General features: G+C 71.3%; 24 protein-coding genes and 1 CRISPR repeat array. Of the genes, 16 read left to right on the forward strand and 8 right to left on the reverse strand.

From position 1 onward, the window contains the following. Positions 1 to 8: 8 nt before the first annotated feature. Positions 9 to 1,993: a CRISPR direct-repeat array (repeat unit 29 nt; unit sequence GGGACCATCCCCGCGGGTGCGGGGAGCAG). Positions 1,994 to 2,305: 312 nt separating this feature from the next. From IQ279_RS25675 to IQ279_RS25695, 5 genes are all read right to left on the reverse strand, one after another. Beyond that, positions 2,306 to 2,842, reverse strand: coding sequence for a site-specific integrase (locus tag IQ279_RS25675; protein WP_372445240.1), 537 nt, complete (start codon positions 2,840 to 2,842; stop codon positions 2,306 to 2,308). Positions 2,843 to 3,255: 413 nt separating this feature from the next. Then, entirely contained in the window at positions 3,256 to 3,801 is a 546-nt protein-coding gene (locus IQ279_RS25680) for a flavoprotein (RefSeq protein WP_206351708.1), read from the reverse strand. Beyond that, positions 3,798 to 4,994, reverse strand: coding sequence for a helix-turn-helix domain-containing protein (locus IQ279_RS28570; protein ID WP_206351709.1), 1,197 nt, complete (start codon positions 4,992 to 4,994; stop codon positions 3,798 to 3,800). Before IQ279_RS28570 ends, IQ279_RS25680 begins: the two co-directional genes overlap by 4 nt. A gap of 422 nt (positions 4,995 to 5,416) precedes the next feature. Then, on the reverse strand, positions 5,417 to 5,899 hold the full coding sequence (locus tag IQ279_RS25690) for an SAM-dependent methyltransferase (RefSeq protein ID WP_206351710.1): 483 nt from the start codon (positions 5,897 to 5,899) through the stop codon (positions 5,417 to 5,419). Positions 5,900 to 5,968: 69 nt separating this feature from the next. Then, complete coding sequence (locus tag IQ279_RS25695; RefSeq protein WP_307792540.1) at positions 5,969 to 7,324, reverse strand: NsdA family TPR-like regulatory protein; 1,356 nt, start codon at positions 7,322 to 7,324, stop codon at positions 5,969 to 5,971. A 901-nt stretch (positions 7,325 to 8,225) separates the two neighbouring features. On the opposite strand from IQ279_RS25695, the gene IQ279_RS25700 reads away from it, so the two are divergent. The 16 genes from IQ279_RS25700 to IQ279_RS25775 all read left to right on the forward strand — a co-directional run bounded on the left by IQ279_RS25700 (position 8,226) and on the right by IQ279_RS25775 (position 23,972). Beyond that, on the forward strand, positions 8,226 to 8,447 hold the full coding sequence (locus tag IQ279_RS25700) for a DUF5999 family protein (protein WP_206351712.1): 222 nt from the start codon (positions 8,226 to 8,228) through the stop codon (positions 8,445 to 8,447). After that, a complete protein-coding gene (locus IQ279_RS25705) occupies positions 8,444 to 9,271 on the forward strand; it encodes an SAM-dependent methyltransferase (protein WP_206351713.1) in 828 nt (275 codons plus the stop codon). The genes IQ279_RS25700 and IQ279_RS25705 overlap by 4 nt, the downstream gene beginning before the upstream one ends. A gap of 147 nt (positions 9,272 to 9,418) precedes the next feature. After that, on the forward strand, positions 9,419 to 10,039 hold the full coding sequence (locus IQ279_RS28725) for a hypothetical protein (RefSeq protein WP_206351714.1): 621 nt from the start codon (positions 9,419 to 9,421) through the stop codon (positions 10,037 to 10,039). Continuing rightward, positions 9,981 to 10,706, forward strand: coding sequence for an ATP-binding protein (locus IQ279_RS25715; protein ID WP_206351715.1), 726 nt, complete (start codon positions 9,981 to 9,983; stop codon positions 10,704 to 10,706). The genes IQ279_RS28725 and IQ279_RS25715 overlap by 59 nt, the downstream gene beginning before the upstream one ends. Beyond that, on the forward strand, positions 10,703 to 11,128 hold the full coding sequence (locus IQ279_RS25720; RefSeq protein ID WP_206351716.1) for a roadblock/LC7 domain-containing protein: 426 nt from the start codon (positions 10,703 to 10,705) through the stop codon (positions 11,126 to 11,128). Before IQ279_RS25715 ends, IQ279_RS25720 begins: the two co-directional genes overlap by 4 nt. After that, positions 11,125 to 11,505, forward strand: coding sequence for a DUF742 domain-containing protein (locus tag IQ279_RS25725; protein WP_206351717.1), 381 nt, complete (start codon positions 11,125 to 11,127; stop codon positions 11,503 to 11,505). The genes IQ279_RS25720 and IQ279_RS25725 overlap by 4 nt, the downstream gene beginning before the upstream one ends. Further along, the gene (locus tag IQ279_RS25730) at positions 11,483 to 12,085 is read left to right on the forward strand and encodes a GTP-binding protein (RefSeq protein WP_241028758.1); all 603 of its coding nucleotides are present in this window, start codon (positions 11,483 to 11,485) and stop codon (positions 12,083 to 12,085) included. Before IQ279_RS25725 ends, IQ279_RS25730 begins: the two co-directional genes overlap by 23 nt. Continuing rightward, a complete protein-coding gene (locus tag IQ279_RS25735; RefSeq protein ID WP_206351719.1) occupies positions 12,082 to 13,392 on the forward strand; it encodes a cytochrome P450 family protein in 1,311 nt (436 codons plus the stop codon). Before IQ279_RS25730 ends, IQ279_RS25735 begins: the two co-directional genes overlap by 4 nt. Next, positions 13,389 to 14,645: a cytochrome P450 family protein gene (locus IQ279_RS25740; RefSeq protein WP_206351720.1), complete on the forward strand. Its 1,257-nt coding sequence runs from the start codon at positions 13,389 to 13,391 to the stop codon at positions 14,643 to 14,645. Before IQ279_RS25735 ends, IQ279_RS25740 begins: the two co-directional genes overlap by 4 nt. After that, positions 14,642 to 15,097 carry an STAS domain-containing protein gene (locus tag IQ279_RS25745; protein ID WP_307792541.1) on the forward strand — a complete coding sequence of 152 codons (456 nt, stop codon included), beginning with the start codon at positions 14,642 to 14,644 and terminating at the stop codon, positions 15,095 to 15,097. Before IQ279_RS25740 ends, IQ279_RS25745 begins: the two co-directional genes overlap by 4 nt. A gap of 131 nt (positions 15,098 to 15,228) precedes the next feature. Continuing rightward, a complete protein-coding gene (locus IQ279_RS25750; protein ID WP_206351721.1) occupies positions 15,229 to 15,414 on the forward strand; it encodes an FxLD family lanthipeptide in 186 nt (61 codons plus the stop codon). A gap of 82 nt (positions 15,415 to 15,496) precedes the next feature. Further along, complete coding sequence (locus IQ279_RS25755) at positions 15,497 to 17,536, forward strand: lantibiotic dehydratase family protein (protein WP_241028752.1); 2,040 nt, start codon at positions 15,497 to 15,499, stop codon at positions 17,534 to 17,536. Beyond that, the gene (locus IQ279_RS25760) at positions 17,533 to 18,606 is read left to right on the forward strand and encodes a lanthionine synthetase LanC family protein (protein ID WP_206351722.1); all 1,074 of its coding nucleotides are present in this window, start codon (positions 17,533 to 17,535) and stop codon (positions 18,604 to 18,606) included. Before IQ279_RS25755 ends, IQ279_RS25760 begins: the two co-directional genes overlap by 4 nt. A gap of 37 nt (positions 18,607 to 18,643) precedes the next feature. Continuing rightward, complete coding sequence (gene fxlM, locus IQ279_RS25765) at positions 18,644 to 20,695, forward strand: methyltransferase, FxLD system (RefSeq protein WP_206351723.1); 2,052 nt, start codon at positions 18,644 to 18,646, stop codon at positions 20,693 to 20,695. Positions 20,696 to 20,699: 4 nt separating this feature from the next. Beyond that, complete coding sequence (locus IQ279_RS25770) at positions 20,700 to 21,797, forward strand: hypothetical protein (RefSeq protein ID WP_206351724.1); 1,098 nt, start codon at positions 20,700 to 20,702, stop codon at positions 21,795 to 21,797. 201 nt (positions 21,798 to 21,998) lie between these two features. Then, on the forward strand, positions 21,999 to 23,972 hold the full coding sequence (locus IQ279_RS25775; protein ID WP_241028753.1) for an ATP-binding cassette domain-containing protein: 1,974 nt from the start codon (positions 21,999 to 22,001) through the stop codon (positions 23,970 to 23,972). Here IQ279_RS25775 and IQ279_RS25780 read toward each other — a convergent pair whose 3' ends face one another. The 3 genes from IQ279_RS25780 to IQ279_RS25790 are packed head-to-tail and all read right to left on the reverse strand — an operon-like array spanning position 23,973 to position 26,306. After that, positions 23,973 to 24,566 (reverse strand): phosphatase PAP2 family protein, encoded by a 594-nt coding sequence (locus IQ279_RS25780; protein ID WP_307792542.1) that lies wholly within the window; start codon positions 24,564 to 24,566, stop codon positions 23,973 to 23,975. After that, positions 24,556 to 25,755, reverse strand: coding sequence for an MAB_1171c family putative transporter (locus IQ279_RS25785; protein WP_206351725.1), 1,200 nt, complete (start codon positions 25,753 to 25,755; stop codon positions 24,556 to 24,558). The genes IQ279_RS25780 and IQ279_RS25785 overlap by 11 nt, the downstream gene beginning before the upstream one ends. Beyond that, on the reverse strand, positions 25,752 to 26,306 hold the full coding sequence (locus IQ279_RS25790) for a secondary metabolite protein (RefSeq protein WP_206351726.1): 555 nt from the start codon (positions 26,304 to 26,306) through the stop codon (positions 25,752 to 25,754). The genes IQ279_RS25785 and IQ279_RS25790 overlap by 4 nt, the downstream gene beginning before the upstream one ends. Positions 26,307 to 26,457: the final 151 nt, after the last annotated feature.

Below are 26,457 nucleotides of genomic sequence, written 5' to 3' on the forward strand. Positions count from 1 at the left end.
TCGTGGCAGGGACCATCCCCACGGGTGCGGGGAGCAGACCGCCGAGCCCTCATCGTTGGAGGAGGTGTAGGGACCATCCCCGCGGGTGCGGGGAGCAGGCGGCGAGCACGCGGGCGGCCTTGCCGGTGCGGGGACCATCCCCGCGAGTGCGGGGAGCAGGCCCCGCGCACGGTGGAGGCCGCGCTGACCCTGGGACCATCCCCGCGGGTGCGGGGAGCAGCTCGACGCCGCGTGCGCGATCGAGCGGGCCGTGGGACCATCCCCGCGGGTGCGGGGAGCAGCACGCTCGCCCCGATCAACCTGACCAGCACGGTGGACCATCCCCGCGGGTGCGGGGAGCAGGGGAGCGCCAGGATGTCCCCGACCGTCAGGGCGGGACCCATCCCCGCGGGTGCGGGGAGCAGGAGCGGGCCGACGCCCTTCTGTGTGACGTGATGGGACCATCCCCGCGGGTGCGGGGAGCAGCCGGACACCACCTATGTGCCGGTGGCGGGCGAGGGACCATCCCCGCGGGTGCGGGGAGCAGCACGTGGCGTTGAGCTGGGCGACCCTGCGGCCGGGACCATCCCCGCGGGTGCGGGGAGCAGTGGCAGCTCCTCTCATCTCCAACGCGGCAACGGGGACCATCCCCGCGGGTGCGGGGAGCAGCGGTCCTGCGCGCGGGCCCTGCCGTGGCTGCCGGGACCATCCCCGCGGGTGCGGGGAGCAGTCCGGATCGAACGATGCGCCCTGCCCAGGCCCGGGACCATCCCCGCGGGTGCGGGGAGCAGTCGGCGTGTCGTGGTCAGTAGGAGCGGCGCTCGGGACCATCCCCGCGGGTGCGGGGAGCAGCGAACTGTACTTCCTCGCCGAGCACGTCGATGGGGACCATCCCCGCGGGTGCGGGGAGCAGGTTGTCCTCGAACGGCATTCATGCCTCCTGATAGGACCATCCCCGCGGGTGCGGGGAGCAGCGCTGTATCGAACAGACGTGGGTAGCACAGCAGGGACCATCCCCGCGGGTGCGGGGAGCAGTTGATCGTCGGTACTGTCGGTACCGGCGGAGAGGGACCATCCCCGCGGGTGCGGGGAGCAGCGCGCCCTGGCCGAGTCCAAGGGGTTCGGCGCGGGACCATCCCCGCGGGTGCGGGGAGCAGATCTGCTCGACGTACTCGGGCGGCAATGTGGGGGGACCATCCCCGCGGGTGCGGGGAGCAGACTTCGCCGACCCGGCCGCCCTGGTCACGGTCGGGACCATCCCCGCGGGTGCGGGGAGCAGACGGCCCGGCCCTCCGTGGTGCCCCATCGGGCGGGACCATCCCCGCGGGTGCGGGGAGCAGCCTATTACCAAGGTGTGCAGCAGATTCAGGCCGGGACCATCCCCGCGGGTGCGGGGAGCAGGTGTACGGGTTCCGCGCGCGCGCGGCACGGCCGGGACCATCCCCGCGGGTGCGGGGAGCAGGTCTGCTTGAGGGCCGCGGCGGTGGTCTTGTGGGGACCATCCCCGCGGGTGCGGGGAGCAGCGACTTCGCGGAGCGCGACAGCGAGCCGGAGCCTGGGGACCATCCCCGCGGGTGCGGGGAGCAGTCGTTGAAGGTGTCCGAAAGGTCTTGCGCCTTGGGACCATCCCCGCGGGTGCGGGGAGCAGAGCCCCATCTTGCGGAACTGCGTACCATACTCGGGACCATCCCCGCGGGTGCGGGGAGCAGCCGCCTGCGGCCCCGGCATCCGTTGCGCTCTAGGGACCATCCCCGCGGGTGCGGGGAGCAGCGTCAATGAACCCCGTCACGCTCGTTGGCTTAGGGACCATCCCCGCGGGTGCGGGGAGCAGCGTGCACCGTTCTTGTCTTCCTTGAGCACCGCGGGACCATCCCCGCGGGTGCGGGGAGCAGCACGAGACTCCTTCGCATGACCAGCGAGCACGAGGACCATCCCCGCGGGTGCGGGGAGCAGGACCACGACAAGGCGGACATGCTCACCGTGTCGGGACCATCCCCGCGGGTGCGGGGAGCAGACTGAATGACCTGCAGGTTTATCCGCCGGAAGCTCGTTTTCTGAACAGTTTCAAAGAAACCGACATCTCTGCCATATGGCGCATACTATCCTTGACTATCGTCTCGCAGGTACGCCAGGAAGCATCCTATGGGCTGACATCGCATCAGGTTTCCCTCCCTGGAAGAGATGAAGAAGGCCGGTTACGCAACTCTGTCGAGCGCGGAGACCACAGCACCATCCTTCATCACGAGGGGTTCTTGTCCACCGCGCCGCAAAGGTGATGCAACCATCCAGGGCAACCAGGCCTCTGCTCATCGTCCGGCGCCTCAGCTCATGCGGCCTGAGCCGTTCCGGTCGGCCCGTGGTCGCGGTCGGCGCGCTCCAGTGCGCGGCCCAGGGCCCGCACCGCGTCCCGGGCGGCGTGGGGCAGCAGGTGGCCGTAGAGGTTGACCGTGGTGGACAGCGTCGAGTGCCGCAGCGTCTTGGAGACCACCGCCGGCGGTACACCGGAGCTGATCATGATCGTGGCGGCCGTGTGCCGCAGGTCGTGCACCCCGATCCTGGGCAGACCGATCTCCGCGGCCCGGCGGCGCAGGGCCACCAGCACCTGCTGAGGACGCAACGGCGAGCCGTCGGGCCGGCAGAACACCAGCCCCTCCAGCAGAGCCTGCGGCCCCAGCGCCGCGCGGGCGGCCTCGGCCCGGCGGCCCAGTGCCTGCGCCACCCGCGGGGACAGGCTGACCCGGTTCCGGCCGGCGCGGGTCTTGGGGTGGCCCGGGAAGAGGCGGTTGTTGTCCACGGCGGTCAGGTTCCAGCGCACCAGCAGCACCTTCTCCTGAAGGGGGACCTCGGGCCAGTGCAGGCCCAGGCCCCCCGCGCCGCATGCCGGTGCCCAGCAGCACCTCGAAGGCGTCCGCCAACGAGGTCGCTCCTGCCAGCCCCGCGCACGCGGTCAGTGCGAGCACGACGGCCAGGCGGTGGCGCACCTCGCGTGGATCCCGCGGGGTCGGGCACCTCGGCCGGCCACTCCAGCAGGCCCAGAACCTCCTCAGGTCCGCCCCGCGAACTCTCACGCAGTTGGTCAAGGACAGGCGGGATCAGCGATGATGCGTCGGCAGGCACGGTCTTCCACTCGAATCACGGAAGAGGGTAGAGAACTCCATGATCCTGGAAGCTGTGCCTGTCACGCTCCGCGGACGCCGATGGGAGCAGATCCCCACGAACAGGGCGTCACGCGACTACGCCGAAGCCCCGCACTACCGTGTGCTCGTTTCCTGGCGATCAGTTCCCGCCGGGAAGCATGTCCTCCACCGCGTCCAGGGCCCGCTCCCACGGAAAGGCCCGGGCGTTGCCCGTCTTCGGTGGGTGCGGCTCGTACCCGTCCTCGCCCAACAGGACCCGCACGCCCTGCGATCGGAGCGCCTCCACGCTGCGCGGCACGGCGGGCTGCGCGGCCTGCGCCTGGTTGAAGAACGGCATCGCCGCCACCGGCACACCCATGTGCACCGCCTCCGACGGGATACCCAGCGCCACCGTGTCCGCGATACCCGCGCCCCACTTGTTCAAGCTGGTGCACGACAGCGGGGCGACCAGCATCGCGTCCGCCTTCGGCAGCGCGTCCTTCTCCCACGGCAGCTTGTACCGGGACCGCACCGGGTGGCCGGTGAGCTTCTCCAGCTCCTCCATCTGCGGCTCCCACCAGGCGGCGGCCGACGGCGTGAGGATGGCGCACACGTCCCAGCCGCGTCCCTGGGCGAGCCGTACGGCCTGGTCGAGGTACTGCGTGGGACCGGCCGCGCAGGCGATCAGGTAGAGCACTCGGGTCATGACCGAAGTCCACACCGTCGGACGAGACCGGTCAACTCCGGGCCTGGGGCGGGCACGAGCTCTACGAGGTCACCGACCAACCGCGTCACGGACGGCCGCCGGACCTCTTCGGGAGCAAGTCGCTCTGCCTCCAGCAGGTCCCGGACGGCGTCCTCACGGCGCCTGGTCAGGGCCGCGGCGCGTGCGGTGGTCACCAGATGCCGTGCCTGCCGTTCTCTGCCCAGCCCGGCGAGCGCCGTCGCGTCGATCCGCTGTGCCGCCTCGACCGCGGACCACGCGTCGTCCAGCCGCAGCAGCGTGTCCACCTCGTGGAGTCGCACGTTGGTGGGGCCGAAGCCGGTGAAGTCCGCCCCGTCCTCGCCTTGTCGAGCGGCGATTTCCCCGGCTTCGCCGAGCCGGTCAGCCGTGGTGGCTACGGCCTGCGGGGACCGGCCGCTCCCGGTCGCACCGACGGCGGCCACCAGGTACAGCATGCCCAGGGCGGACAGCCCGGCCGGACCGGAGCGTTCCAGGTCGGGGCGCAAGGCGGTTGCGGTGGCGGTGGCGTAGTCGGTTGCGGTGGCATACCGCTGCTGGTGGATGAGGCCACGGGCAACCCGTCGGACGGCTGCGCCGATGGCCACGGGATCGCCGGATGTCTCGGCGGCGGCGAGGGCCCGATCGGCGGCGAGGACGGCCGGGGTACGGGCAAGTGCCCCGTACTTGAACAGCAGTGACGCGGTGAGCTGGTAGGCGCGGGACAGCAGCACCGCGGCTTCGCTGCTCACCGCGGCGGTGCGATGCGCGTCGGCGAGGGCCGCGGGAAGGTCGCGTGCGGCGGCGGTGTAGTGACACGAGGCCCATGCCTGGCAGCAGAAGGTGACGCGCCGCCGCAGGCCGGCCAGGTCGACGACGCGACCGCCTTGGGCGGGAGCGTGGAGGGAGTCGGCCAGCGCCGCCACTTCGGCAGGCAGTGCCGTGGCGGGGCCGGGCGGAGGTGTGGGGTTATCCGTCATGAGGCGTTCCAGGGGGATGCGAAGGACGTTGGCCGCACGCTGGAGCACCGACAGGCGTGGGTCGGTCTGTCGCTGCCCGCCTTCGAGGTCTTGCACCCAGCGCCGGGACTTGCCCATGAGACGCCCGAAGTCGCTCTGGGTGTAACCCCGTCTCTCTCGCCAGTAGGCGATGCGTCGGCCGATGTGTTCAGTGTCCACGGCAGCCCCCGGTCTCAGGGCACGCACTTTGCGTACTCGCCAGGGTTGTACCTCGCTCTACGTTGCGGCACAACAGCTTGCCGTAACCAAGGGAACGCGATGCCTGCCACAGCCAGCTCCTCCGCCCGTGCCGACGCCGGCCGCTCCGCCGCCGAACGGAGCTTGGTCATTCGAAGCCTGCTGCCTACAGCAGCGGGTCTGAAGCGGCCGGCTCTGCGCGGAACGGGGGAGCTGGGGTGATAAGCCTTGACGCACCCCACGATCACACTGAGCAGTACGGCCCGCCGCCACACAGCGCTGCCCGTTCCGCCGGGCCGACTCTTCCGGCAGAGGCAGTTGCCCGATGGCGTCGGCACCCGGGCTCGTACATGAGCGCCGAGGCACCCGGCTGCCTGGTTCAGACACGAAGGCGGCACTCTCGTTCAGCGTTGCTCCGGGGTCTTCCAGTAGTCCTGGAGCATCTCGGTGGACCAGCTCGGTTGCCGTACCTCCCCTCGGGGTCCGAACTCGTTGAACCAGGGCGCGAGGTCGATGACCGGGGTGCCGTCGACGGCGTCCAGGTCGGTGACGTGCAGGTCGCGCCCGTCGACCTTGAGCAGGCGGGGGAAGGCAAGGCCGAGTCGGTTCGGGCGGCGCATGTTGCGGTGTACGAAGGTGCCGGTCTCCGGCCAATCGGGGTTGTTCCGGGGGCTGCGGACGCCGATGTGCTCCTCAGCCCGGCTGACCAGGTGGAAGTGGAAGACCACCGCGAGGTGGCTGAACTCCTCGATGCCCTGGAGGGTCTCGACGGGGTACTCGGGGTGAAGCCGGATGACGGACTGGGTTCCGCCCCAGAAGTCGTCGGTGGGCTCCTTACGCCCGCCCACGACGGTCGCGATGCTCCGGACCTCGAATGTCTCCGTCATGCGGTTGGCCTTCCTGTCGTGGAGAGGACCGGGGCCGGCGTGCCCCGGTCGTGGTCGGGTGGTGCCGGCTCAACTGCCCGTGCGCAGCAGGGCGGCGGTGCGGGCGTCGAGTTCGGCGACCGCGCCGATGCCGCGGTTCCGGAAGGGCGAGACGACCCGGCGCATGGTCAGAACCGTCTCGCGCGCTCGCCCGGACTGGACTCCGCTCATCGCGTCCAGGGCCCGCGACCAGGTGGCGCAGGCGGCTTCCACGTTGCCCTGGCGGGCTTCGATGGCGCCGAGGTAGCCCAGGGTGACGGCGTGGGTCCGGCTGAAGTCCGCTGCCTTGCGGGTGCGCACGCTGCGGTGGAACTGCTTCTGGGCTCCGGTGAGATCGCCGAGGTCGCGCAGGGTGCAGGCGGTTTCGTGCGCGAGGCTGGCCTCGCCGAAGAAGAAGACCCGTTCCGGGTCCTCGATGCCGTCGTGGGCGTTGGCGAGGTCGTCCTCGGCGCGCAGCAGCGCGGCGGCCGCTTCCCGCTTCTGTCCGGCGGCGGCCAGGGCTCGGGCGTGGACGACGCCGAGCAGGGCCTTCTCCCGTGGGGTGGCCAGGCGGTAGCGCTCGCCGTCCACGGAGGCCGCGGCCAGGTTCAGGGCCTGTTGCGGATGGCCGAGGTCGACGGCCTGGTGGGCCATGGCCCGCAGGATGTGCGCGGCCAGTGCCGGGTTACCGGCCTCGGCGGCCAGTTTCACAGCGAGGGCGAAGTAGCGCTGGGCGATGGCGTGCTGGGAGTCGTCGAAGGCCATCCAGCCGCTGAGGTAGGCCAGCTCGCCGGCGGCGGAGAACAAGCGGCGCCGCGTCTGCTCGCTGGCACAGGAGCCATTGAGGCGGTCGGCGACGTCGGAGGCCAGGTAGGCGACGACGGCGGTACGGCCGTGGCCGCCGCCGTGGCGCTGGTCACGGCGGGAGAAGAAGCCCCCCATCTCCTCGATGGCCTCGACCTCGCTGTCACCGACCTTGCGTCCGGACGCGCCTCCGCGTGCGCCGGCGCGCTGGGGTGCCTGCTGCCACCACATCTGGGTGGGCAGGGCGAGACCAGCCACCGAGTATGCGGCGGTCCCCAGGACCTGTCGGCGCTCCATGTCCAAGTCCTGTCTCCCCAAAGCGTTCAGCGCGACCAGCGTATCGACGGCCCAGTCGGGCGCCGTGGCGGCAGCCGGGTCCGGATCGGAAAGACCGATGTCGGCCGGCGTGACCGGGCGCTTCAGTCCCCGGGACAGCGTCTCGCACAAGATAGCGGGCGCCTGGCCGCTCGGTCGGGTTCCCAGGATCCATTGGGAGATGTGCGAGCGGGTCGCCCCCGTCCACTCCTCGACGCCGCTCTCGGCGGCGACCCGGACGAACTGTGCGGCGACTTGGGCCTGCGACCAGCCGGTCTGTGCGATCACGGCCGCGAGCTTGGTGTTCCGCGTACGCGCCACGGTGCACCCCCATGCGCAAAACGATCTTTAGCAGATTTAGCAGCACTACCGCCCTCGACGGCATACCCACTCCGCGTGATTCGCGGTTCGCTCAACGTATCCACTTCTCGCCGTGCTCGGCCACAGAAAGGAGGAACCCGGTGATTTCGGCAACGTCCCACCTTGTGCCGACCACCATCGGTCTCCTCGACGCGCCGTCCGCCACACCACAGACCACGGAACACAGTGTGCTTGCCCCGCTCGCCCTTGCAGGAGTGTGGTGCGAGGCGCTCGTCACCATTGAGAGCGGCATTGGCACGAGGCGGCGGACAGAGCGGCGGTGGGACGCGTATGCGGCCCCCTCCCCCTGCGCGGCCATCCGCTGGATGCGGAGTTCGGTGCAGACGGTGACGCCGACCCTCGGTCGTCTCCAGCGCGGATACGTGCTCGACCACTGGGGGCACGGCCCCGCCTCCCTGGAGGACTTCGCCCGCTTGGGTCGGGGACGGTCCTGTTCGCTGACGATCTACCGGGACGGGGACGAGATCGCTTGGCGGGCCCGTGCGGTCCGCTTCCTTCCCACCGCGGCGGTCAGCGGTAGCCCGTCATACACCTGCCCGCACCGCCGCATCTGTACAGGGGTCTCCCATGCCCGGTGAGAGCAGCGACCGGGCCGGGTGCCTTGGGAGCGCCTGGCGCTCGGCGACACAGAACCTCGGAGCCCTTCTGGTCTGGGGAATCCTCCTGAGCTTCGGCGTATGGGGCCTGTGGCCGCTCCTCACCTTCTACTTCGGCGGATAACGCACCGAGCCCCTCCCTGTTCCGCCGTGCGGTGGCCGTGCCCCGCTCGCCCCGAGAACTTCCCGCACCGTTTCGAAAGGACCGATCTGTGTGCCAGCACCAGCCTCCCTGCCCGCCTGCGGACACCAGTGAGGAGAACGCCCGCCTCGTGGTGCATCACCCCGAGCAGGGCTGGGCGCTGCGGAGTGACGGCGCCGTGTTGTTCGAAGACACCGGCCTGCTGCTCGCCGACGGCCAGGTCGTCCTCCCGCACCGGCTCCAGGATGCCGGCCGTCCGGTGCCCGAGGTTTCCGGCCGGAGCGCGGCATGAACACAGTCGCCTTCCCTGCCGCCGCGCCTCTGGCCTACGGGCCGGTGGAACCGTCCCGTAGGCCCAGTTCGGCCCGCCTGTCCAACCTCCTGCTGGACGGGAAGGACCACTACGAGTGTGATCGGCTCCTCGCCGCGGAGCTGTTGGCGGTCGCGCCGGGGCTGGAGACGGCCGCGCAGATCAACCGATCCTTCGGCCATCGAGCCGTCCAGCTCATGGCCGACCGGGGCATCGATCAGTTCCTCGACCTGGGGTGCGGCCTGCCGTACGGGGAGAGCCTGCATGAGACGGCCGCTGTTCGGCATCCCGGCGTGCGATTCCTGTACGTCGATCACGACCCTCATGTCATCGCCCACGCCCAGGCACTGATGACCCCCCAGCTGCCGGCCGTGGCCGCGCACCTGCTGGCCGACATCCGGCAGACGGAGACGGTGCTGTCCTCGCCCGAAGCTGCCGAGGTCCTCGTCCCGGGCCGGCCGGTGGGGGTATTGGTGCACGCGGTGCTGCACCTGCTCGGTGACGATGCGGTCGCCGCGCTGCTCGCCGCGTTGCGGGGCTGGCTGCCGCCTGGGAGCTGTGTGTCCGTCACTCACCCGGCCGCGGATCTGCGGCCTCAGGACGCCCGGCACGAGGCCATGCTGTGCGCTGCCGCGGGCCTGCCTTTGTGGCACCGCACCCGGCGGGAGATCGCCGATCTCCTGGGCGGGCTCGAGTTGCTGGAGCCCGGCATCGCCCCGACCGGGGTGTGGCTGCCCGACCACCTGACCGGTGAGCTGCCGCTGTCCGCGTCTGCCGCGTGGGCCGCCATCGCCGCCGTGCCCTGACCGGCGGCTCTTCCCGAGACTGGCCGCCGGGGTGCGATGCACCCCCGGGCCGTGCGGCTTCCCCCGACGCCCACGACACGGATACCGCTCGCACCCCGGCGGCTTTCCACCCGACTTCGCTTCGTAAGGACTGTGATGAACCTGTTGGTGACGGCAGTGTTGGCCGTCCTGCTCGCTGCCGTGGTGGTGGCGCTGATACGGCAGGTGCTGGCCCGGTGCCGTCTGGAGCGGCAGCATGCCACCGCCCTCCGGCAGCGTGAGGAGCGGATCCGGCAGCTTGACCGCACCCTGAACGCGGCCGAGGGCGAGGCGTGGCACCTGGCCGGTGAGCGGGTGCCGGCCGGGGTGGCGGGGCTGTGGGACGGCCAGAGTCGTGAGGTGCCCAGGCTGCTGCATCCGGAGCTGGAGGGCACCCGGTTCGCTGCCGCGTTGGACGCGGTGCTCGTGGCGCTCGGCGAGGTTCCGGAGCAGGCCGCCCGGCGGGCGGAGGACGCGGCGCGGGCGGCGGTGGCGACCACCTCGCGGTCGATGGCCGCTCTGGTCCAGGAGGTGCAGGCAGCGGTCTGGGCGATGCTGGAGCGGCACGACGACCCGAAGGTGCTGGAGGATGTCAGCCGGATCGACCACACCGCCAGCCAGCTCGGCCGCCGCGTGCAGGTCATCTCGGTCCTGGCCCGGCCGGCAGCGCGAGGACTCCCCGCTGCTGGACGTGGTGCGCGGCGCGGTCTCCCGCATCCGGGACTACCAGCGCGTCAGGATCACCGGTGAGCCGCTGCTTCTGGTGAGCAGTCAGGCGGTCGAGGCCGTGATCCTCGCGCTGGCCGAACTGCTGGACAACGCCGCCCGCCACTCCAGCCCCAGCACCCACGTGCAGGTGGCGTTCACCACCGGCCACAACGGGGTCACGATCGTCATCGAGGACGCCGGGATCGGCCTCACTCCGGAGGAGAGGGCGCGGGTGACGGCGCGGCTGTCGGGCCAGGCGCCGGTGCTGCTGACGCAGATGCCCAACCCTCCCCGCTTCGGGATCTCAGTGACCGGTGTACTCGCGGCCCGGTACGGATTCCGGGTCAGCGCGGACCAGGAGTCCGTCTACGGCGGGGTGCGGGCCGTGGTCTACCTGCCCAACGACCGGCTGGCGACCCCCGCCGCCCGGCAGACCCAGCCGTCCCCGCCGTCGGCCGCACCCGCCCCACAGGCCGCACCCGCCGTCGCGTCCCAGGCTCCCGTGCCCGCGGAGCGGCCCGGTGGCCTGCCGCAGCGCCGACGCCGGGCCCGGCATGCCGCCGAACCGGTGCGGCCGCGGCAACCACCCATGCAGTCCCCCACCGAGGCGGGCACCCTCGGGGCGTTTGCCCGGGGCCGCCGCGCCGCCCAGGACCACAGGTCAACCCCAACCGCCTCTCCCGCCGATGAAGGGAACACCACGCGATGAGCGCACACCACAGCAAGGCTGCCGACCTCGGCCGCATCCTGGACACGGAGCTGATCGAGGCACTCCCGGGGGTTCTGCGGGCCGTGCTGGTCTCCCGTGACGGTCTGGTGGTGACCACCTCGAACGGGGTGGAGCGGAACCTGGCCGACACGATGGCCGCCGCCGCGTCGGGCCTGCTGGCCCTGAGTAGGCAGGGGGCGGCCTTCGCCGACTGCTCCGACAGTCCCCTGGAGCTGACCCTGATCCAGTACGGGGACGGCTACCTGGTGGGCATGGCCGCTGGAGAGGACACCTACCTGGTGGTGGCCGCCAAGCGAAACGCTGACGTCGAGACCCTGTCCTACGCCGCGCAGAAGACGGTTGACCGGATCGGCCGCGTGATGGGCGTGGGCGCCCGGAGCGCCGCAGGCCCGCAGTCGTGACCCGCCCCCGGCGGGACCGGAGCGCCGGACTGGTACGGCCGTATGTGGTCACCGGCGGCCGGTTCGCCCCCAGCCGCAACCATTTCGACCACATCACGCTGGTGGTGCGCGGCGTGCAGGGCCTGTCGCGCGCCGAATTGGGCTCCGAGCAGTGCAGGGTGCTGGACCTGCTGGAGTCCGGGGCACTGTCGGTGGCCGAGATCGGCCACCACCTGGGCCTGCCGATCAGTGTTCTGCGGGTGCTGCTGTCGGAGCTGATGGAGCACGGCCACATCACCACCCGGTCCACCATCCTCACCCCCTCGGGGCCCCACTCCGGGGGCCCTGACCGAGACCTGCTGGAGGCCGTCCTTGCTGGACTCCGCGCACAGCTCTGAACCGGCCGGTACCCACCTGCGCGGTGACGAGACGACCGTGAAGATCCTGGTCGCGGGCGGTTTCGGGGTCGGCAAGACCACCCTGGTCGGGGCGGTGTCGGACATCGAGCCGCTGAGGACCGAGGAGACGATGACCGCCGCCTCCGTCGGTACCGACGACCTGGCGGGCCTGCCGGACAAGGAACGCACCACGGTGGCGATGGACTTCGGTCGTACCGCCCTGAGCGACAAGATCGTGCTGTATCTGTTCGGGGCGCCCGGCCAGGAGCGGTTTTGGCCCCTGCTGACCGACCTGGCCCACGGGGCGCTGGGCGCGCTGGTGCTGGTGGACACCCGCCGTCTGGAGGACGGATTTCCCGTCATGGACCGGCTGGAGGACCTCGGTCTGCCGTATGTGGTGGCCGTCAACCAGTTCCCCGACGCCCCCGCCCACCCCGTGGCGGATCTGCGCGGCGCGATGGACCTGGAGGAGAACACTCCGCTGCTGCTGTGTGATGCCCGCGACCGCACCAGCTCCCTCACCGCCCTGATCGGCCTGGTGTCCCACCTGCTCGACCCCACCCCGGAGCCCTCCCGATGACCACCCCGCACACCTTCGGCACCTCTCGGCCGCCCGCACCCGGCTGCCCCTACAACGGCGGCCAGGCCACACCCGCCGGCCCGTGGCCGCTGCCGATCCACGGCCCGGCCTTCAGCGCCGACCCGCAGGCCACCTACGCACGACTGCGAGAGATCGGGCCGATCGCCCCGGTGGAGATCGCCCCCGACGTCCACGGCTACCTGACCGTCACCTACGACGCCGCCCTCCACCTGCTGCGCAACACCCCGGGTAAGTTCGCCAAGGACCCCGCCCAGCACTGGCGGGCGCTGCGCGACGGACAGATCCCTGCCGACAGCCCGGCGCTGATGATGATGCAGCCCCGCGACAACGCGTTGTGGAAGGACGGGGTGGAGCATGCCCGGCTGCGCGGCGCCATCACCGGCAGCCTGGCCCGGGTGGACACCCACGCCCTGGCCGCCACCGTCGCCCGCATCGCCGACACCCTGATCGACCGCATCGCCGCCCAGGGCCGCGGCGATCTGATGGCCGACTACGCCGACCCGCTGCCCATGCAGACCCTCATCTCCCTGTTCGGCTGCCCGCCCGAGCTGGGCATGAGGATCGTGCGGGCCATCGCCGCGCTATTCGACACCGCCGCCGACGCCGCCACCATCAACGCCGAGCTGGGGGCCGCCTGCCTGGAGCTGGCCGACCTCAAGCGCCGCCGGCCCGGAGCGGACGTGACCTCCTGGCTGCTGGCCCATCCCGCCGCCCTGACGGACGCGGAGATGGCCCAGCAGATCATCCTCGTCATCGGCGCCGGCACCACCCCCACGACCAATCTCATCGCCAACGCCACACTGCTGATGATCAGCGACGAAGAGTTCAGCGGAGACGTCTTCAGCGGTGTGCGGCCGGTGTCCGACGCGATGGACCACGTGCTGTGGACAGACTCGCCGGTGGCCACCTACTGCCCGCTGTACGCGCGGGAGCCGGAGACCTACCGCGGTGTCCGCCTGGAGCCGGGCGTCCCCATCCTCGTCTCCTTCGCCGCGGCCAACACCGACCCCGGATTGGGGACCGGCCCCCGCCAGTGGTCCGGGAACCGCGCCCACCTGGCGTTCAGCACCGGGGTGCGCGGCTGCCCGGCTCCGAACCTGGCCCGCGTCATCGCCGAAACCGCCGTCGAACACCTGCTGGACCGCCTGCCCGGCCTGGACCTGGCCGTGCCCGCCGACCAGCTCACCCGCCGCCCCGGCACCTTCCACTCCGGCTGGGCGGCCCTGCCCGTGACCTTCCCGACCGCTGCTCCGACCACCGCGCCCGCCCCTGGAGGCACCTCATGAGCACCCAGCCCACCGCGCCCTGCTATCCCTACCGCCTCGACCCCGACGCGGCCGACATCCACACCGAGACCGCCACCCTGCGCGCCGCCGGCCCGGCACCGCTGGTAGAGCTGCCCGGCGGCATCACCGCGCGGCTGGTCACCGACACCGGCCTGATCAAACGGCTGCTCACCCACCCCCAGGTCTCCAAGGACGCCCTGCGGCACTGGCCCGCCTACCCCGAGCTCCCCGAGGACTGGCCGCTGCGAGCCTGGGTCGATGCCCGCAACGCCCTGACCGCCTACGGTGAGGAGCACACCCGGCTGCGGCGCCTGATCGGCCCGGCCTTCGGCGCCCGCCGCATCCGCGCGCTGGCCCCGGTCATCGAGGAGATCACCGCCGACCTGCTCGACGGCCTCGCCGCCCTCGACACCGGCGGGCCGGTGGACCTGCGCGGCCACTTCGCGTGGATCCTGCCGCTGACCGTGGTCAACACCGCCCTCGGCGTCCCCGAGAAGATGCACACCGCATTCCGCGACACCATCGGCTCCCTGTTCGCCACCAACCTCACCCCCCAGCAGGCGGTGGAGAACCTCACCGCGGTCTACCGGCTCCTGGCCGAACTGGTGGAGACCAAGCGGGCCCGACCCGGCGACGACGTCACCACCGACCTGATCCGCGCCCGGGACGAGGAGACCGGCACCCGGCTCTCGGACCAGGAGCTGCTGGACAGCCTCATGCTGCTCATCGGCGCCGGCCACGAGACCACCGTCAACCTCCTCACCCACGGCACCGTCGATCTCCTCACCCACCCCGGCCAGCTCACCGCCCTCCGAGCCGGCTCGGCCCGATGGGAGGACGCGGTCGAGGAGATGCTGCGCCACCAGCCGCCCATCGCCAACATCATCATGCGCTTCCCCACCGAGGACATCACCGACGAGACCACCGGCACCCACTTCCGTACCGGCGAGCCCCTCGTCATCAGCTACACCGCCGTCGGCCGCGACCCCGGCCTGCACGGCGAGGGCGCCGGCACCTTCGACATCACCCGCTCCACCCGCCGCGACCACCTGTCCTTCGGTCACGGCCCCCACTACTGCCTGGGCGCCGAACTGGCCCGCCTGGAAGCCCGCATCGCCCTGCCGGCCCTGTTCGACCGCTTCCCCGACCTCACCCTGGCCGTTCCAGCCGAGGAGTTGCGCCCGCTGCCGTCGTTCATCTCCAACGGCCACCAGACCCTGCCCGTCCACCTCACCCACCAGGTGACACCGTGACCGACACCACTACCGACGGCCGCATCCCCCTCAGCCGCTACGCCCAGATGGCCTGGCACACCGACGGCCCGCACACCATCACCACCATCACCGGTTCCCTAGAGGTCGACGAGGGCGTGCCGTTGCGCGAGCGGCTGTGGGCGCTGGTTGAGCAGGGCAGCGGTGACCTGGTCCTGGACATGAGCGGCGTGGACTTCCTCGACCCCACCTGTCTGGGAGCGCTCGTCAGCACGGTGAAGAAGGTGCGGCCCCAGCCGGGCCGGGCCGTGCGCGTCATCCCCAGCGACCGTGTCAGCAAGGTCCTGCGCCTCACCAGCCTGACCAAGGTCTTCCCTGTCCACGAGACCCTGGATGAGGCATTGCGTGCCGCGGCCTCCAACACCGAGAACGTTCACCGTCTCCCCGCCGCGGAACACTCGCACGCCTACGACGGCGTCGCCACAAAGCCCTGACCCGCCCCGCCTTTCCCGCCGCAGGGCGATCGAGGCGAACGGCACGCCTGCGGTACGGGCTCACAACTCCCGGACCCCGTCTCAGGGCCCGGGTCGTGCACCATCAACCACTGCCCCCAAGGAGGCACCGCATGACCATTCAGTTGGAGCGTCCGGCCGCGCCCGCGCAGCCCGACGCTGACGCCGTCGCCGAGGCCGACCCGTTCAACCTCGACATCACCTTCGTCGAAGGTACGCCGGCGACCGAGACGGTCCTGATGTGCAGCACCGGTGACACCTGCGGCAGCTCCTGCCCGAGCGCCTGCGTCACCTCGTAAGCCGAGCCTGTTCGGCAGTGCGGGCCGGGCGGGGTCTACCCGTCCGGCCCGCACACCCCCGCCTATCGAGAACGGAGTAGTGATGGCACGCGCACGACACCGCCTGTACCAGGGCCTCGGGCACGGGATGCTGCGCGCCGCGGTGCACGTTGCCGAGCCGACCATGGTGTCCTGGCCGGGACGCTCGGTCTCGCTCGAAGACTGGCGTGTGTGGCTGGGTACCGTGTGGGCCGACGAGACCTTCCGGCAGGCGGTATCCAGCGCCAGTCCGGACCTGGCCACTCAGGTGCAGGCGATCCTCGACGGCCGGTCGCCGAAGCCGCGCCGCGTACGCCGGGCAGCTCTGGCCGTCGCCCGGTACGCGATCCGGTACGCGCACCGCTCCACCCCCTACGGTCTCTTCGCGGGCGTCGCCCTGATCGAGTTCGGGGACACAGCGACTGTCCGCTTCGGGGACCGGCACCGGACAGTCACCCGACCTGATCCCGTGGCACTCGATGAGGCGATCAGCGCCTGGGAGGCGGACGCCACGCGGATGGCCGACGTCGACGTGCGCGTCCATCCCTTTGCCCGGCAGCACGACGGGTACGTCCGCGTGCCGTCCGAGGGCGACGCCGAGTTCCGCGTCGCACTGTGCAGTCCCGCCCTCAGGTTCGTCCTCGATGCAGCCCGCACCCCCGTCCGCTACTCCCTCCTGGCGGACAAGCTCGCCGCCGAGTTCCCCGCCACCACCGCGCACGCCCGCACCCGTCTCCTAGGAGAGCTGTTGAGGGTTCGGCTGTTGCGGTCATCGCTGCGTGCCCCTGCCACCGTCGTCGATCCCTCCGAGGGCTTACCGCCCGCTCTGCGCGCACAGGTGCACGACGGCCCGAAGGCCGCCGATGTGCGCATCGATGCCATGGTGCGGCTGACGGAGGAAGTCCTGACCGAAGCCGAGACGGCCGCGACCGTTCTGGCCCGGCTCGCCACGCACCCGAACGGCATCCCGGCCTGGTCCCGCTGGACCGAGCGATTCACCGACCGGTACGGCGAGGACACCCTGGTCCCCGTCGAGGTGGCGACCGACCCCGAGCGAGGCATCGGCTTCCCGGACGGCTTCGTGAAGGCGGCCGAGCCGCCCCGCCCGATGTCCCGCCGCGACCGGCTGCTGCTGGAACTGGCCGGCACCGCGGCCGTCACGGGCGCCCGTTCGGTGCCCCTGACCGGCGCGATGATCGAGGAACTGGAGGCGGCAAGCGGCAAGCCTCGGCTCACCGCGCCGCACCTCGAACTGGCCGTCCAGGTCCATGCCTCCTCGGCCGAGGCGCTGCAACGCGGGAACTTCCGTCTTCAGGTGGTCACGGTCTCCCGCTCGGCCGGCTCGATGACGGGACGGTTCTGGTACCTGCTCCCTGATGCAGGCCGTGCGCACACGGACCTGCCCACGATCGAGCCCGGCGCCGAGGTCGCCCAGCTCTCCTTCCACGCCGGGCGCGTCCCGGCCGACCTGCTCACCCGTGTCCCGCGCATGCTCCCCCGGATCGTCAGCGTCGGAGAGTTCCGCCACCCCGGTGACGGCGTGCTGTTCCCCTCCGACCTGGCGGTCGGCGTCCTCGACGGTCGCCCCCGCTTGGTGGAGATCGCCACCGGCACCCGCCTGGAGCTCCTGGCGCCGACCGCGATCAACTTCCTCTGGAACAACTACACGCCGCCTATGGCCCGGTTCCTCGGCGAGATCAGCCGGGCCACCGCACCGCAGGTGACCTGGTTCGACTGGGGCGTGGCCTGGGCCCTGCCCTTCACTCCCGCGCTCACCTACCGGCGCACCGTCCTCACGGCCGCCCGGTGGAAGGTCCGTGCCCGGGACCTGCCCGGCCGGAGCGCGGTCTTGAAGGAGTGGGCCGGGCAACTGCACGCCTGGCGGGACCGGTTCCGGGTTCCCGAGCGGGTGTTGCTGGCTGAGGACGATCAACAGCTCCCCCTCGACCTCCGTCAGGACATGCACCTGGACCTGCTGCGCGCCCACCTGGACGCCAGCCCCACCGGCGTCGCCACCCTGCACGAGGCACCTCCGCCCGGCGCCGACGACTGGATCGGCGGCCGGGCCCACAGCCTCGTCCTCCCCCTGGCGGCTCGCGCATGACGGCCACGACGTTCCCGCCCCGTACGCAGGACCTCTCCGAGGGCCCTCTCGGGATCGCGCTGCTGGACATCGAGCGGGGAGACGTGGCCGCCGCGCGCCGCCACCTCGCGGATGCTGTCGCCAACGGGGTGAGCACCGGCGGCAACGCCAGTCTGTTCCACGGAGCCCCCGCGCTGGAGTTCGTGCTCGCCCGGGCCGGACGTGCCGGTTCCGACATCCGGGAGGCCGTCGACCGCGTCGTGGAGGCGCGGCTGGCCGCCGCATGGCGACGGCAGGCGTCCGGGGCCCCGCCGGGCCCCGCGGAGTGGGACCACATCCGGGGCCTGGCCGGACTGGGCGCACTGCTCCTGACCCGCGGTACGTCCTCGTCCCGGCTACCGGACGTACTGGCCTACCTCGTCTCTCTCTCGCGGCCGCTCTGCTACGAGGGAAGGGAGCTGCCCGGGTGGTGGGCCGCGGTCGGACCCGACGGCGAGGAGATGGCCGGCGGGCACGGCAACAACGGTGTGGCGCACGGCATCGCCGGTCCTCTGGCGGTGCTCTCCCTCGCCACCCGACACGGCGTTCTCGTGCCGGGCCAGCGCGAAGCGATCGAGGTCTTCGCCCGCTGGCTGGACCGGTACGGCGGCCACTACTGGACCACCCGCGCACACATCGATGCCACCGATCCACCCGAGCCCGGGCCCGCCCGCCCGTCCTGGTGCTACGGCCGACCCGGCATCGCCCGTGCCCAACAGCTCGCCGCGCTCGCCCTGGGCGATCCGGTCCGGCGTCAGACCGCTGAAGACACCGTCGTACGCACGCTCACCGATCCCGGCCACCTCGCCCGGATCACCGACGCCACGCTGTGCCACGGCTGGGCCGGCCTGGCGGTCCTCGCCCGCGCCGTCGCGGCCGACAGCCCGATCCCCGAGCGCTTCGCGCCTCTGGTCGGCGACCTCAACCAGCGCCTGGCCGCCGGCCTGGACCGGCTGCCCAAGCCCGGCTTCATGGAGGGCCGCAGCGGCGCACAGCTCGCCCTCGACGGCACGAACGCCACCAACTGGACCAGCGTGCTGCTGATCACCTGACCCGCACCGCCCCCATTGACAAGGAGCGCCCAAGCGCATGGAACTCGACGACGAGAATCTGCCGATCACCCGCGACAGGGCATGGTGGCACGCCGGCGTGGCCTGCCCCGGCGGCGCGGTGAGCCCCGAGGCCGCCCAGGCCCTGTCGGCCGCGCTGCACGGCCAGCGCTTCCACTTCCTGCGCAAGGACTCCGGGCTGCGCCTGCGCACCGAACGTCCCTGTGCGGCCCTGCTGGACCGCCTCGTCGCCGAGCGGCTGATCGCCGGGTGGGTCGGCGGTATCTACGAACCGGAGACCGAAGCCTTCGGCGGCCCCGAGGGCATGGACGTCGCCCACGACGTGTTCTGTGCCGACAGCCGCAGCGCCCTGCCCGAAACCGGCGGTTCCGGCACTCGCGAACGGTGCGTGATGCTGCTGTCCGTCATGATCCGCGAAGCCGGCCTGGACCCCTTCGAAGCCGGAGACGTCTGGTCCCGGTTCGCCGCTCTCCGCCCCTCCGTCGCTCCGCCCTCCGGTGCCGCACTCGACCGTGCCGTGGCCGCCATGCGCCGCCTGGTCAACGCCTATGCCGTCCTGCGCCCGGACGCCGAGCCGGGCTGGACCGACCGCGTCGCCGCCTTCGCGGACGCCGGCCGGCGTCTGCGCCGCCTCGCCGCCGACGGACGGCTGATACGCGGCCTGCGCGCCGTCCTCGCCCATCACGCGATCTTCGCGTTCAACCGCGCCGGAGTGCCTGTCGCCGAGCAGGCCGCCACCGCGTGGCTGGGCCGCCAAGTCGCCTTCTCCACAACAGCTGACACCCCTGTGTCCACCCGCCGGTCCGCTTCGCCGGACCCTGACCTCCCTCGAACGGAGACCACCGTGACACCCTTCACCGACCCCGCCGAGCTGCGCGAATCCCTGGCCAACCGCCTCCAGGAGGGCGGCCACCTGCGCACCCCGGCCATCATCGACGCCTTCCGCGCCACCGACCGCCACGCCTTCCTCCCCGGCGTCGACCTCGAGTCGGCGTACAAGGAGGACGCGGTGCCCATCAAGCACGACGAGCACGGCGAGATGATCTCCTGCATCTCCGCGCCCTCCATCGTCGCCACCCAGCTCGAACAGCTCGGTGCCCAGCCCGGCCACAACGTCCTGGAGGCCGGCGCCGCGACCGGCTACAACGCGGCCCTCCTGGGCAAGCTCGTCGGCCCCGACGGGCAGGTATGGACCCTGGACGTCGACCAGGACCTCGTCGACGGCGCGAGCAGGAACCTCGCCCAGGCCGGAGCCACCAACGTCACCGCCGTACTGGCCGACGGAGCCGCTGGCCTTCCCGAGCACGCCCCCTACGACCGCATCCAGTTCACCGTCGGCGCGGGCGACATCCCCACCAAGCTCATCGACCAGCTGGCCCCCGGCGGGCGTCTGGTCCTGCCCATGCGGATCCGCGGCAGCATCAGCCGCAGCTTCGCCTTCGAGCGCGACGGGGGTACCTGGAAGACCGTCTCCTGCGAGATGTGCACCTTCATCCCCCTGCGCAAGGGGGTTTGCGACGACGTCTACACGCTCGTGCCCATGGCCGGCGAAGGCAACGTCCGACTGGAGACCTTCAGCGAGCAGGAAGTGGACCGCGACGCGCTCCGCACCGTCCTGGACACACCGCAGACCAAGATCTTCACCGGCGTCAAGCTCCGCCAGGGAGACCCTTTCGAGTGGATGTACCTGTACCTGGCCTGCGCGCTGCCAGGCGGCCTGTCCCGCATGCCCGGGTCTCGCCCCGGCTTCAGCCCGCACTTCGGCTGGGGCTCCATGGCCGCCCTCGACGGCGACTCCCTCGCCTATCTGACCATCCGCGAAGGCGAGGACGACGCCGGCCGCTTCTGGGAGATCGGCGTCATCGGCCACGGCTCCCGCGGCGCCGATCTCGCCGACCGGTTCGTCACCGAGATCCGCACTTGGGACGAGGGTTGGGGCAACACCGCACCGGAGCCCGGTTTCCGCATGGCCGTCGGCGACGCCCGCGACCAGCTGACGGCCACCGACTCCCGCTTCGTCATCGACAAGGCGTACAGCCGACTCGTCGTCGACTGGCCGCACAAGGGCTGAGCCGATGATCCCCGCGATAGCCGGCCGCATTCCCCTGGTCAAGCGCCCCAAGGCGCCCGCGCTCCCGCTGGACGAGCGCATCACCCACCTCACCGGGCTGACCGTCGCGCCCGCGGGCGCGAGCCACCACGACCTGGTGGCCCGCGCCTGCGGGGTCCTCAACTACGCCGCGCTGATCGCCTCCGACGCCGGGATGCCCGGCCTGGCGACCGACCTGTGCTGGAGACAACACCGGATCTTCGCCGACGCGGGGTGCCTGACCGGCGACATCGCCGTCATGTCGCTCATGCCCCTGATCAACGTCTCCCGGCTGCTGACCCGCGACGGCGACGGCCACGCCGCCTACGACGTACTCACCCGTCTCTACCGCGCCGCCCAGAAGCGTGGGACCGCCGAGGTCCACGGCACCATCATCGATCTGTCGGCCCTGATCAGCACGGACGCGGACCACCGCAGGATCTGCCAGGAGCTGTGGGGCGCCCTGCTCGTGGACGGCGCCCGAGCCCTGGCCCGCATCGGCCGCTGGACCGAGGCCGCCGAAGCCATGACCGCACACCGAGGCGTCGGCAACCGCCTCCTTGACGGCCGCCAGATCATGATCATGTCGCTGATGGAACGCGGCCTCGCCGAGCAGGCACGGTCCATGATCGACTCCACCGTTCCCACGGAACCGTGGGAGAACGCCGTCGCGGCCCTCCTGCGCGTCCACTGCCGACCCGAGGACACCCCCGCGCCGCAGGCAGAACTGGAGTCCGCTCTCCAGGAGTCCCTCACGGTGACGGCCCAACCCGATCCCGCGACTGCGGCCTTCCAAGCTCGGGTCGGACTCGCCGCGCTCGCCCTGATCCACGACCGAACCATGCCCCACACGGCCCACCTGCACCGTGCCGTCGCCGACGTGGCCGCTCTCGACGCCCACGCCGCCCGGGACGTCCTGGACCACGAGACGGAAGACCCCCGCCTGACTCGCGAGCAGAGGCAGAAGCTCGACACCGTACTCACCGCCGCGGGACTGGGAGCGGGCGACCTCCCCCCGGCACATCTGCAGGCCCTCGACGAAGCCGTGGAGAAGGCCGACGCCCAGCTTCGCGACCTTCTGTGAGACGGCGGCGGAGCATCGGCGTTTCGGCCAACGGCTTCTCCCCGTAGTCCCGTTGCGGGGAGCGGGTCGATGCACCCTTCACACTTCGCCACCGGCTCCGTTCCGGGAATCCGCATCCGACCGAAACGACGCGCGTTCGATATCGCGGCTGAGTCGTTGAGCCTCACGGACCAGCCGTGACCGACCTTCAGGAGGACCAGCTTGACCTCAGACAGCACATCCGCGCAGCCGGGCACGGGCGTATCGGAGGCGAGTCCTCCGGAGAGCGCGAGCACGGCGCAGGAGGAGGAGTTCCTCTACCGGGACGCGTCCAGGCTCCAGGCCGGTGCGCAAATGACGACCGTCACGATGGCCCGGCGACTGCCGGCCCTGGTGCTGCGGTCCTTGAAGATGGCCTGGCGGGTGGACCGGGCCGCGACGGCCGGGCTGCTCGCCTGCCAGGCCGGCACCGGCGTGCTCGCGGCCATGGGCCTGCTCGCCGTCACCGGCACCCTGACCGCGCTGATCTCCTCCGGCGACATCACCGACCGGTTGTGGGAGGCGGCCCCGCAGCTGGCCGTCATCGCCACGGCGACCGGCCTGCGGGCCCTGCTGGGGATCACCGTGACGTGGCTGACCGGACGGCTGCGGCCGGTGCTGGCCCGGGCCGCGGAACTCACCATGATCGAGGCGGCGCTCGGCGCCGAACTCGCGGCGAACAACAAGCCCGGCTACAACGACTTCTACGACATCGCAGACCGCGGCGCCCAGGTCACCCCGGACCTCGTGGAGGAGGCCCAGGACGTGCTGGCCGCCACCGCGACCCTGATGGCCGGAGCCACCGTCCTCGCCGTGATCCACCCCCTCCTTCTTCCCCTGCTGCTCCTGGCGTGCCTGCCGCAGGCCGCCGCGTATGTGCGGGCCGCGCGCGTGGTGTATCTGGCGGGGCTGGAAACCTCGGGCCGGCGCCGGATGCTGCACAAGCTGCGGTGGCACATGGCCTACGTGGAGTCCAGCGAGGAGATGCGGGCTTGTCTGGCCGGCCCGTTCCTCATCGCCCGGTACCGGCGGCTCGCCGCCTCGGTCAACGCCGCCGAACGCAAGGCCGCCGACACCGGCGCGTGGATGGGCCTGGCGGGCGCGGCCGCCGGCGGCGTGGCCTCTGCCGCTGTATGGTTCGCGCTGCTGTGGCTCCTGGCCTCGGGCCGTATGGACCTGGCGGCCGGAGGCGGCGCGGTCTTCGCCCTCCAGACCGCGACCGGATCCGTCCGCGGGATCATCAACGGCGGCGCCCGGCTCGTACGCACCGGCTGGTACGTGCAGGACTGGCAGAACTTCCTCGACAACGCCCATGGGCAGGCCATGGCCGGATCGCGCGGTACCCAGGCGCTGTCCGCGGCGCCGGAACGGTTCGAGGTCCGCGACGTCACCTACCGGTACGACGGTGCCGATCGGGACAGCCTGAGCGGGGTGTCGCTGCAGGTGCGCCGCGGAGAGATCGTGGCGCTGGTCGGGGAGAACGGATCGGGGAAGTCCACGCTGTCCCGCCTGATCTGCGGCCTGCTGCTGCCCACGGTCGGCGAGGTGGCGTGGGACCACACCAGTACGGCCCGGATGGAGCCCTGGGAGGCATGGAAGCACGTGGCCCTGGCACCCCAGAGGTACACGTACCTGCCGCTGACCCTCCGGGACAACATCACCTTCGGGCAGGGCGACACCAGCGACGCCGCCGTCCTGGCCGCCTGCGAGGCGTCCGGAGCCGCGGACCTGCTGCCCGGCCTGCGGTCCGGCCTCGACACCCTGCTCACGTCCGAGTGGTTCGGTGGCCAGCAGCTGTCCGGCGGGCAGTGGCAGCGCGTCGTGCTCACCAGGGCGTTCCACCGCAACGCGGCCCTGCTCGTGATGGACGAACCCACGGCCGCCCTCGACGCGCGAGCCGAGCACCACGTCTTCACCGGCCTCCGGGAACTGGCCAAGGACCGGGCCATCCTGCTGATCACACACCGGCTCGCCAACGTCGCCGTGGCCGACCGGATCGTCGTCCTCGACCAAGGACGCATGGTGCAGGAAGGAACGTACGCCCAACTCACCCGGGAGCCGGGCTTGTTCCGGTCCCTGTGGGAACTCCAGCAGCGCTCCGGATCGCCGACGGCATCCCCGCGTACGCCGGACAGGTCCGGTACCGCCCCGGACTGATCAGCGGGCCAGCTGGAACACGGCCGCGGCCACGACGGTGCCGAGGACGGTGCCGGCGACGACCTGGCTGCGTGTGTGGTCGCGCAGCTCGACCCGGGACCAGCCGACGACGACCACCAGGAGGAAGCCGACGGCCATCCACGCGCCGTAGGTCTGGACGAGCATCGCGCAGGCGCCCGCGGAGACGGCCTGGTGGACGGAGATCTTCCAGGCGAACGTGATCACCGTGAGGATCGCCAGAGTGGCGAGCATCGACACGATGAGGGCGGTCATCGTGTGCGGTGCCCCGGCAGCGACCATGAGGACGATTCCGGTGGCCACCGAGAGCAGGATGACGGCCATGACGAACAGCCGCGCGGGCTTGGCTCCGACATGGCGGTCGCCCCAGTGGCCCTTCCGGACACCGTGCTTGATGAAGGTGATGGGGATGATGGCGGCGAAAAACGCACCGACCGCTCCCCAGGCCATGCCGCTCCATTGCGCCGTGTGCCAGCCGACCAGAAGTGTGACGGCGATGATCCAGTTCTTCGGCTCGAGCCAGTCGGTGATACGGCGCGCCAGTCTGGATTCTGCGGGACGGATGTCAGTTGCCACGGGAGCAGACCCTTTCCGGAACACCAGCGGAGAGGGACGCGGTGGCCTTTTCCTGGCTGGGGAATTCCGCTACGACGGGGGAAGAGGTGTAGGCGCGGGATACCGCGCGGAGCCATACCAGCTCGCTCGTTCTGTCCCGTCCGGTGACGCCGAGGGGCGGGTGCTCGGTGCCCTCCAGTCGGCGGCCGTCCCGGGAGAAGTGGGCGGCCGCACGCAGCCAGCAGGCTTCCGCCACGGCGTCAGCCTCATCCTCCTCGACCGACCTCTGTTCGGCGAAGGACCGAGCACGCTCGTGGAGGTCCGCCGACACGTACTCACGCAGCGCAAGGCAGGCGTCCTCGATCTCGATGACGCAGCGCTCGAGCCGGAAGGGGACCCGCCATCGAGGGATGGGGGCGGAGAGCACCACGTGTGGAGCCGCTTCGGTGAGGTGCTCCCACAGGGGCTGGAGTCGGCGGAGCGTGTTCCAGTCCCTGGCGTGGTCCACGGCGACGGAGAGGGGCGGCAGGCAGACCCCGAGCGAGATCGACAGGATCGCCGTCTGCTTGAGCGTCGTGGAGAGAAGGTCCTCCAGCTCCGGGTGTCCGGTGCCGGTGGAGAGGTGGATCGTGACGAAGACAACGCGCTGCAGGGCGTAGAGGCTGCCCAGCAGGGTGCCGAGGCCCAGGAACCCCAGGCCGGCCTTCCCCAGAAGGGTCCGGCTGTGCCGAACGCCGCCGAGGAACAGCCAGGTGGCGACGATCATGGCGACGCCGATGTACAGCGTGAAGACCGCCGTGTAGAGGACGGGGAAGACCGCCCCCTCTCCCTCGCCCAGTCTGACCGGTCCTCCCGGCGTCCAGTTGGCCAGCGCGTAGAAGGCGAGCATGAGAGGGAACGTGACGCCGACCGCGGCCAGCCTGGTGCGGCGCGCCAGGCCCTGGGGCCGGACGACGGCGATGACGAAATCCAGGAGGTATGCGGCGGAGGCGACACCGAGCAGGTGTTTCAGCAGCGGGGGCAGTCTCATGCCGGCGCCGGCTGCGTCGTTGACGGCGGCCTTGGCCTCGGGGACTTCGAGCGTCATGGCCGCGGCCAGGCATACGAAGGTCAACGCCAGGCTTCGCTGCTTGCGGGAGTGCCGGATGGACGGCAGGCGCCACAGCGCCACGAGCCACAGAGCGCCGGCGACGATGGTGGGGATGTTCATGAGCGGCGGTTCCTCCGGGGGTGAGCCAGGGCGTCGTCGAGGCGCGTCACGGCGCCCGATCGCCCTGGCGCTCGGCCGGAGTGGGCCAGTTCCTCGAACAGTTCACCGAGAGAAGAAGCAGCCAGCTCGGCGTCGTACTCGGCCTCGCTGTCGTAGCTGGTCCGCCCGAGCGCGGTCAGCACGGCCGATGCGTCGACCCCCTGCGGCATGACCGACAGGAGCGACTCCACGACGCTTGCGTTCTCACTGGTGTGACCGAGTAGCAGGTGAGCCAATTCATGGCGGACTATCTGGGCACGATGCCTCTCGCTCACCGCCGCCACGTGGAATATGTGGTCTCCGCTCTCGAACGAGATCACGAGACCACAGGGAGCGTTGACGCCTCCCGGGTCAGGCAGTTCGTGGAGGTACAGCGGTCGTCCACGCTTGACCGCCAACTGGTGGCATATCTCGTCCACCGCATAGGGGTCGGATATCTCGATTCCCCGTAGCTGCTCCTCACACTTCCGCCTCAGCCGCGCCTCTTTTCGCGCATAGCGCCGATTGAACATGAACGAGATCCTTGCCGTAACCCCCGAGCGAGCACACTTGCGCAGTTCACGTCGACCGGATCGCAGCGTCCACGGCGATCCGGTCAAACCCTCAAGCGAGGCTGACGATTAACCAGGAGGATCTCGACGGAATGCCGCCCAGGGCAGCGCG

Origin of the sequence: Streptomyces verrucosisporus, from assembly GCF_017114865.1 — a bacterium.
GTDB classification, from domain to species: domain Bacteria; phylum Actinomycetota; class Actinomycetes; order Streptomycetales; family Streptomycetaceae; genus Streptomyces; species Streptomyces fenghuangensis.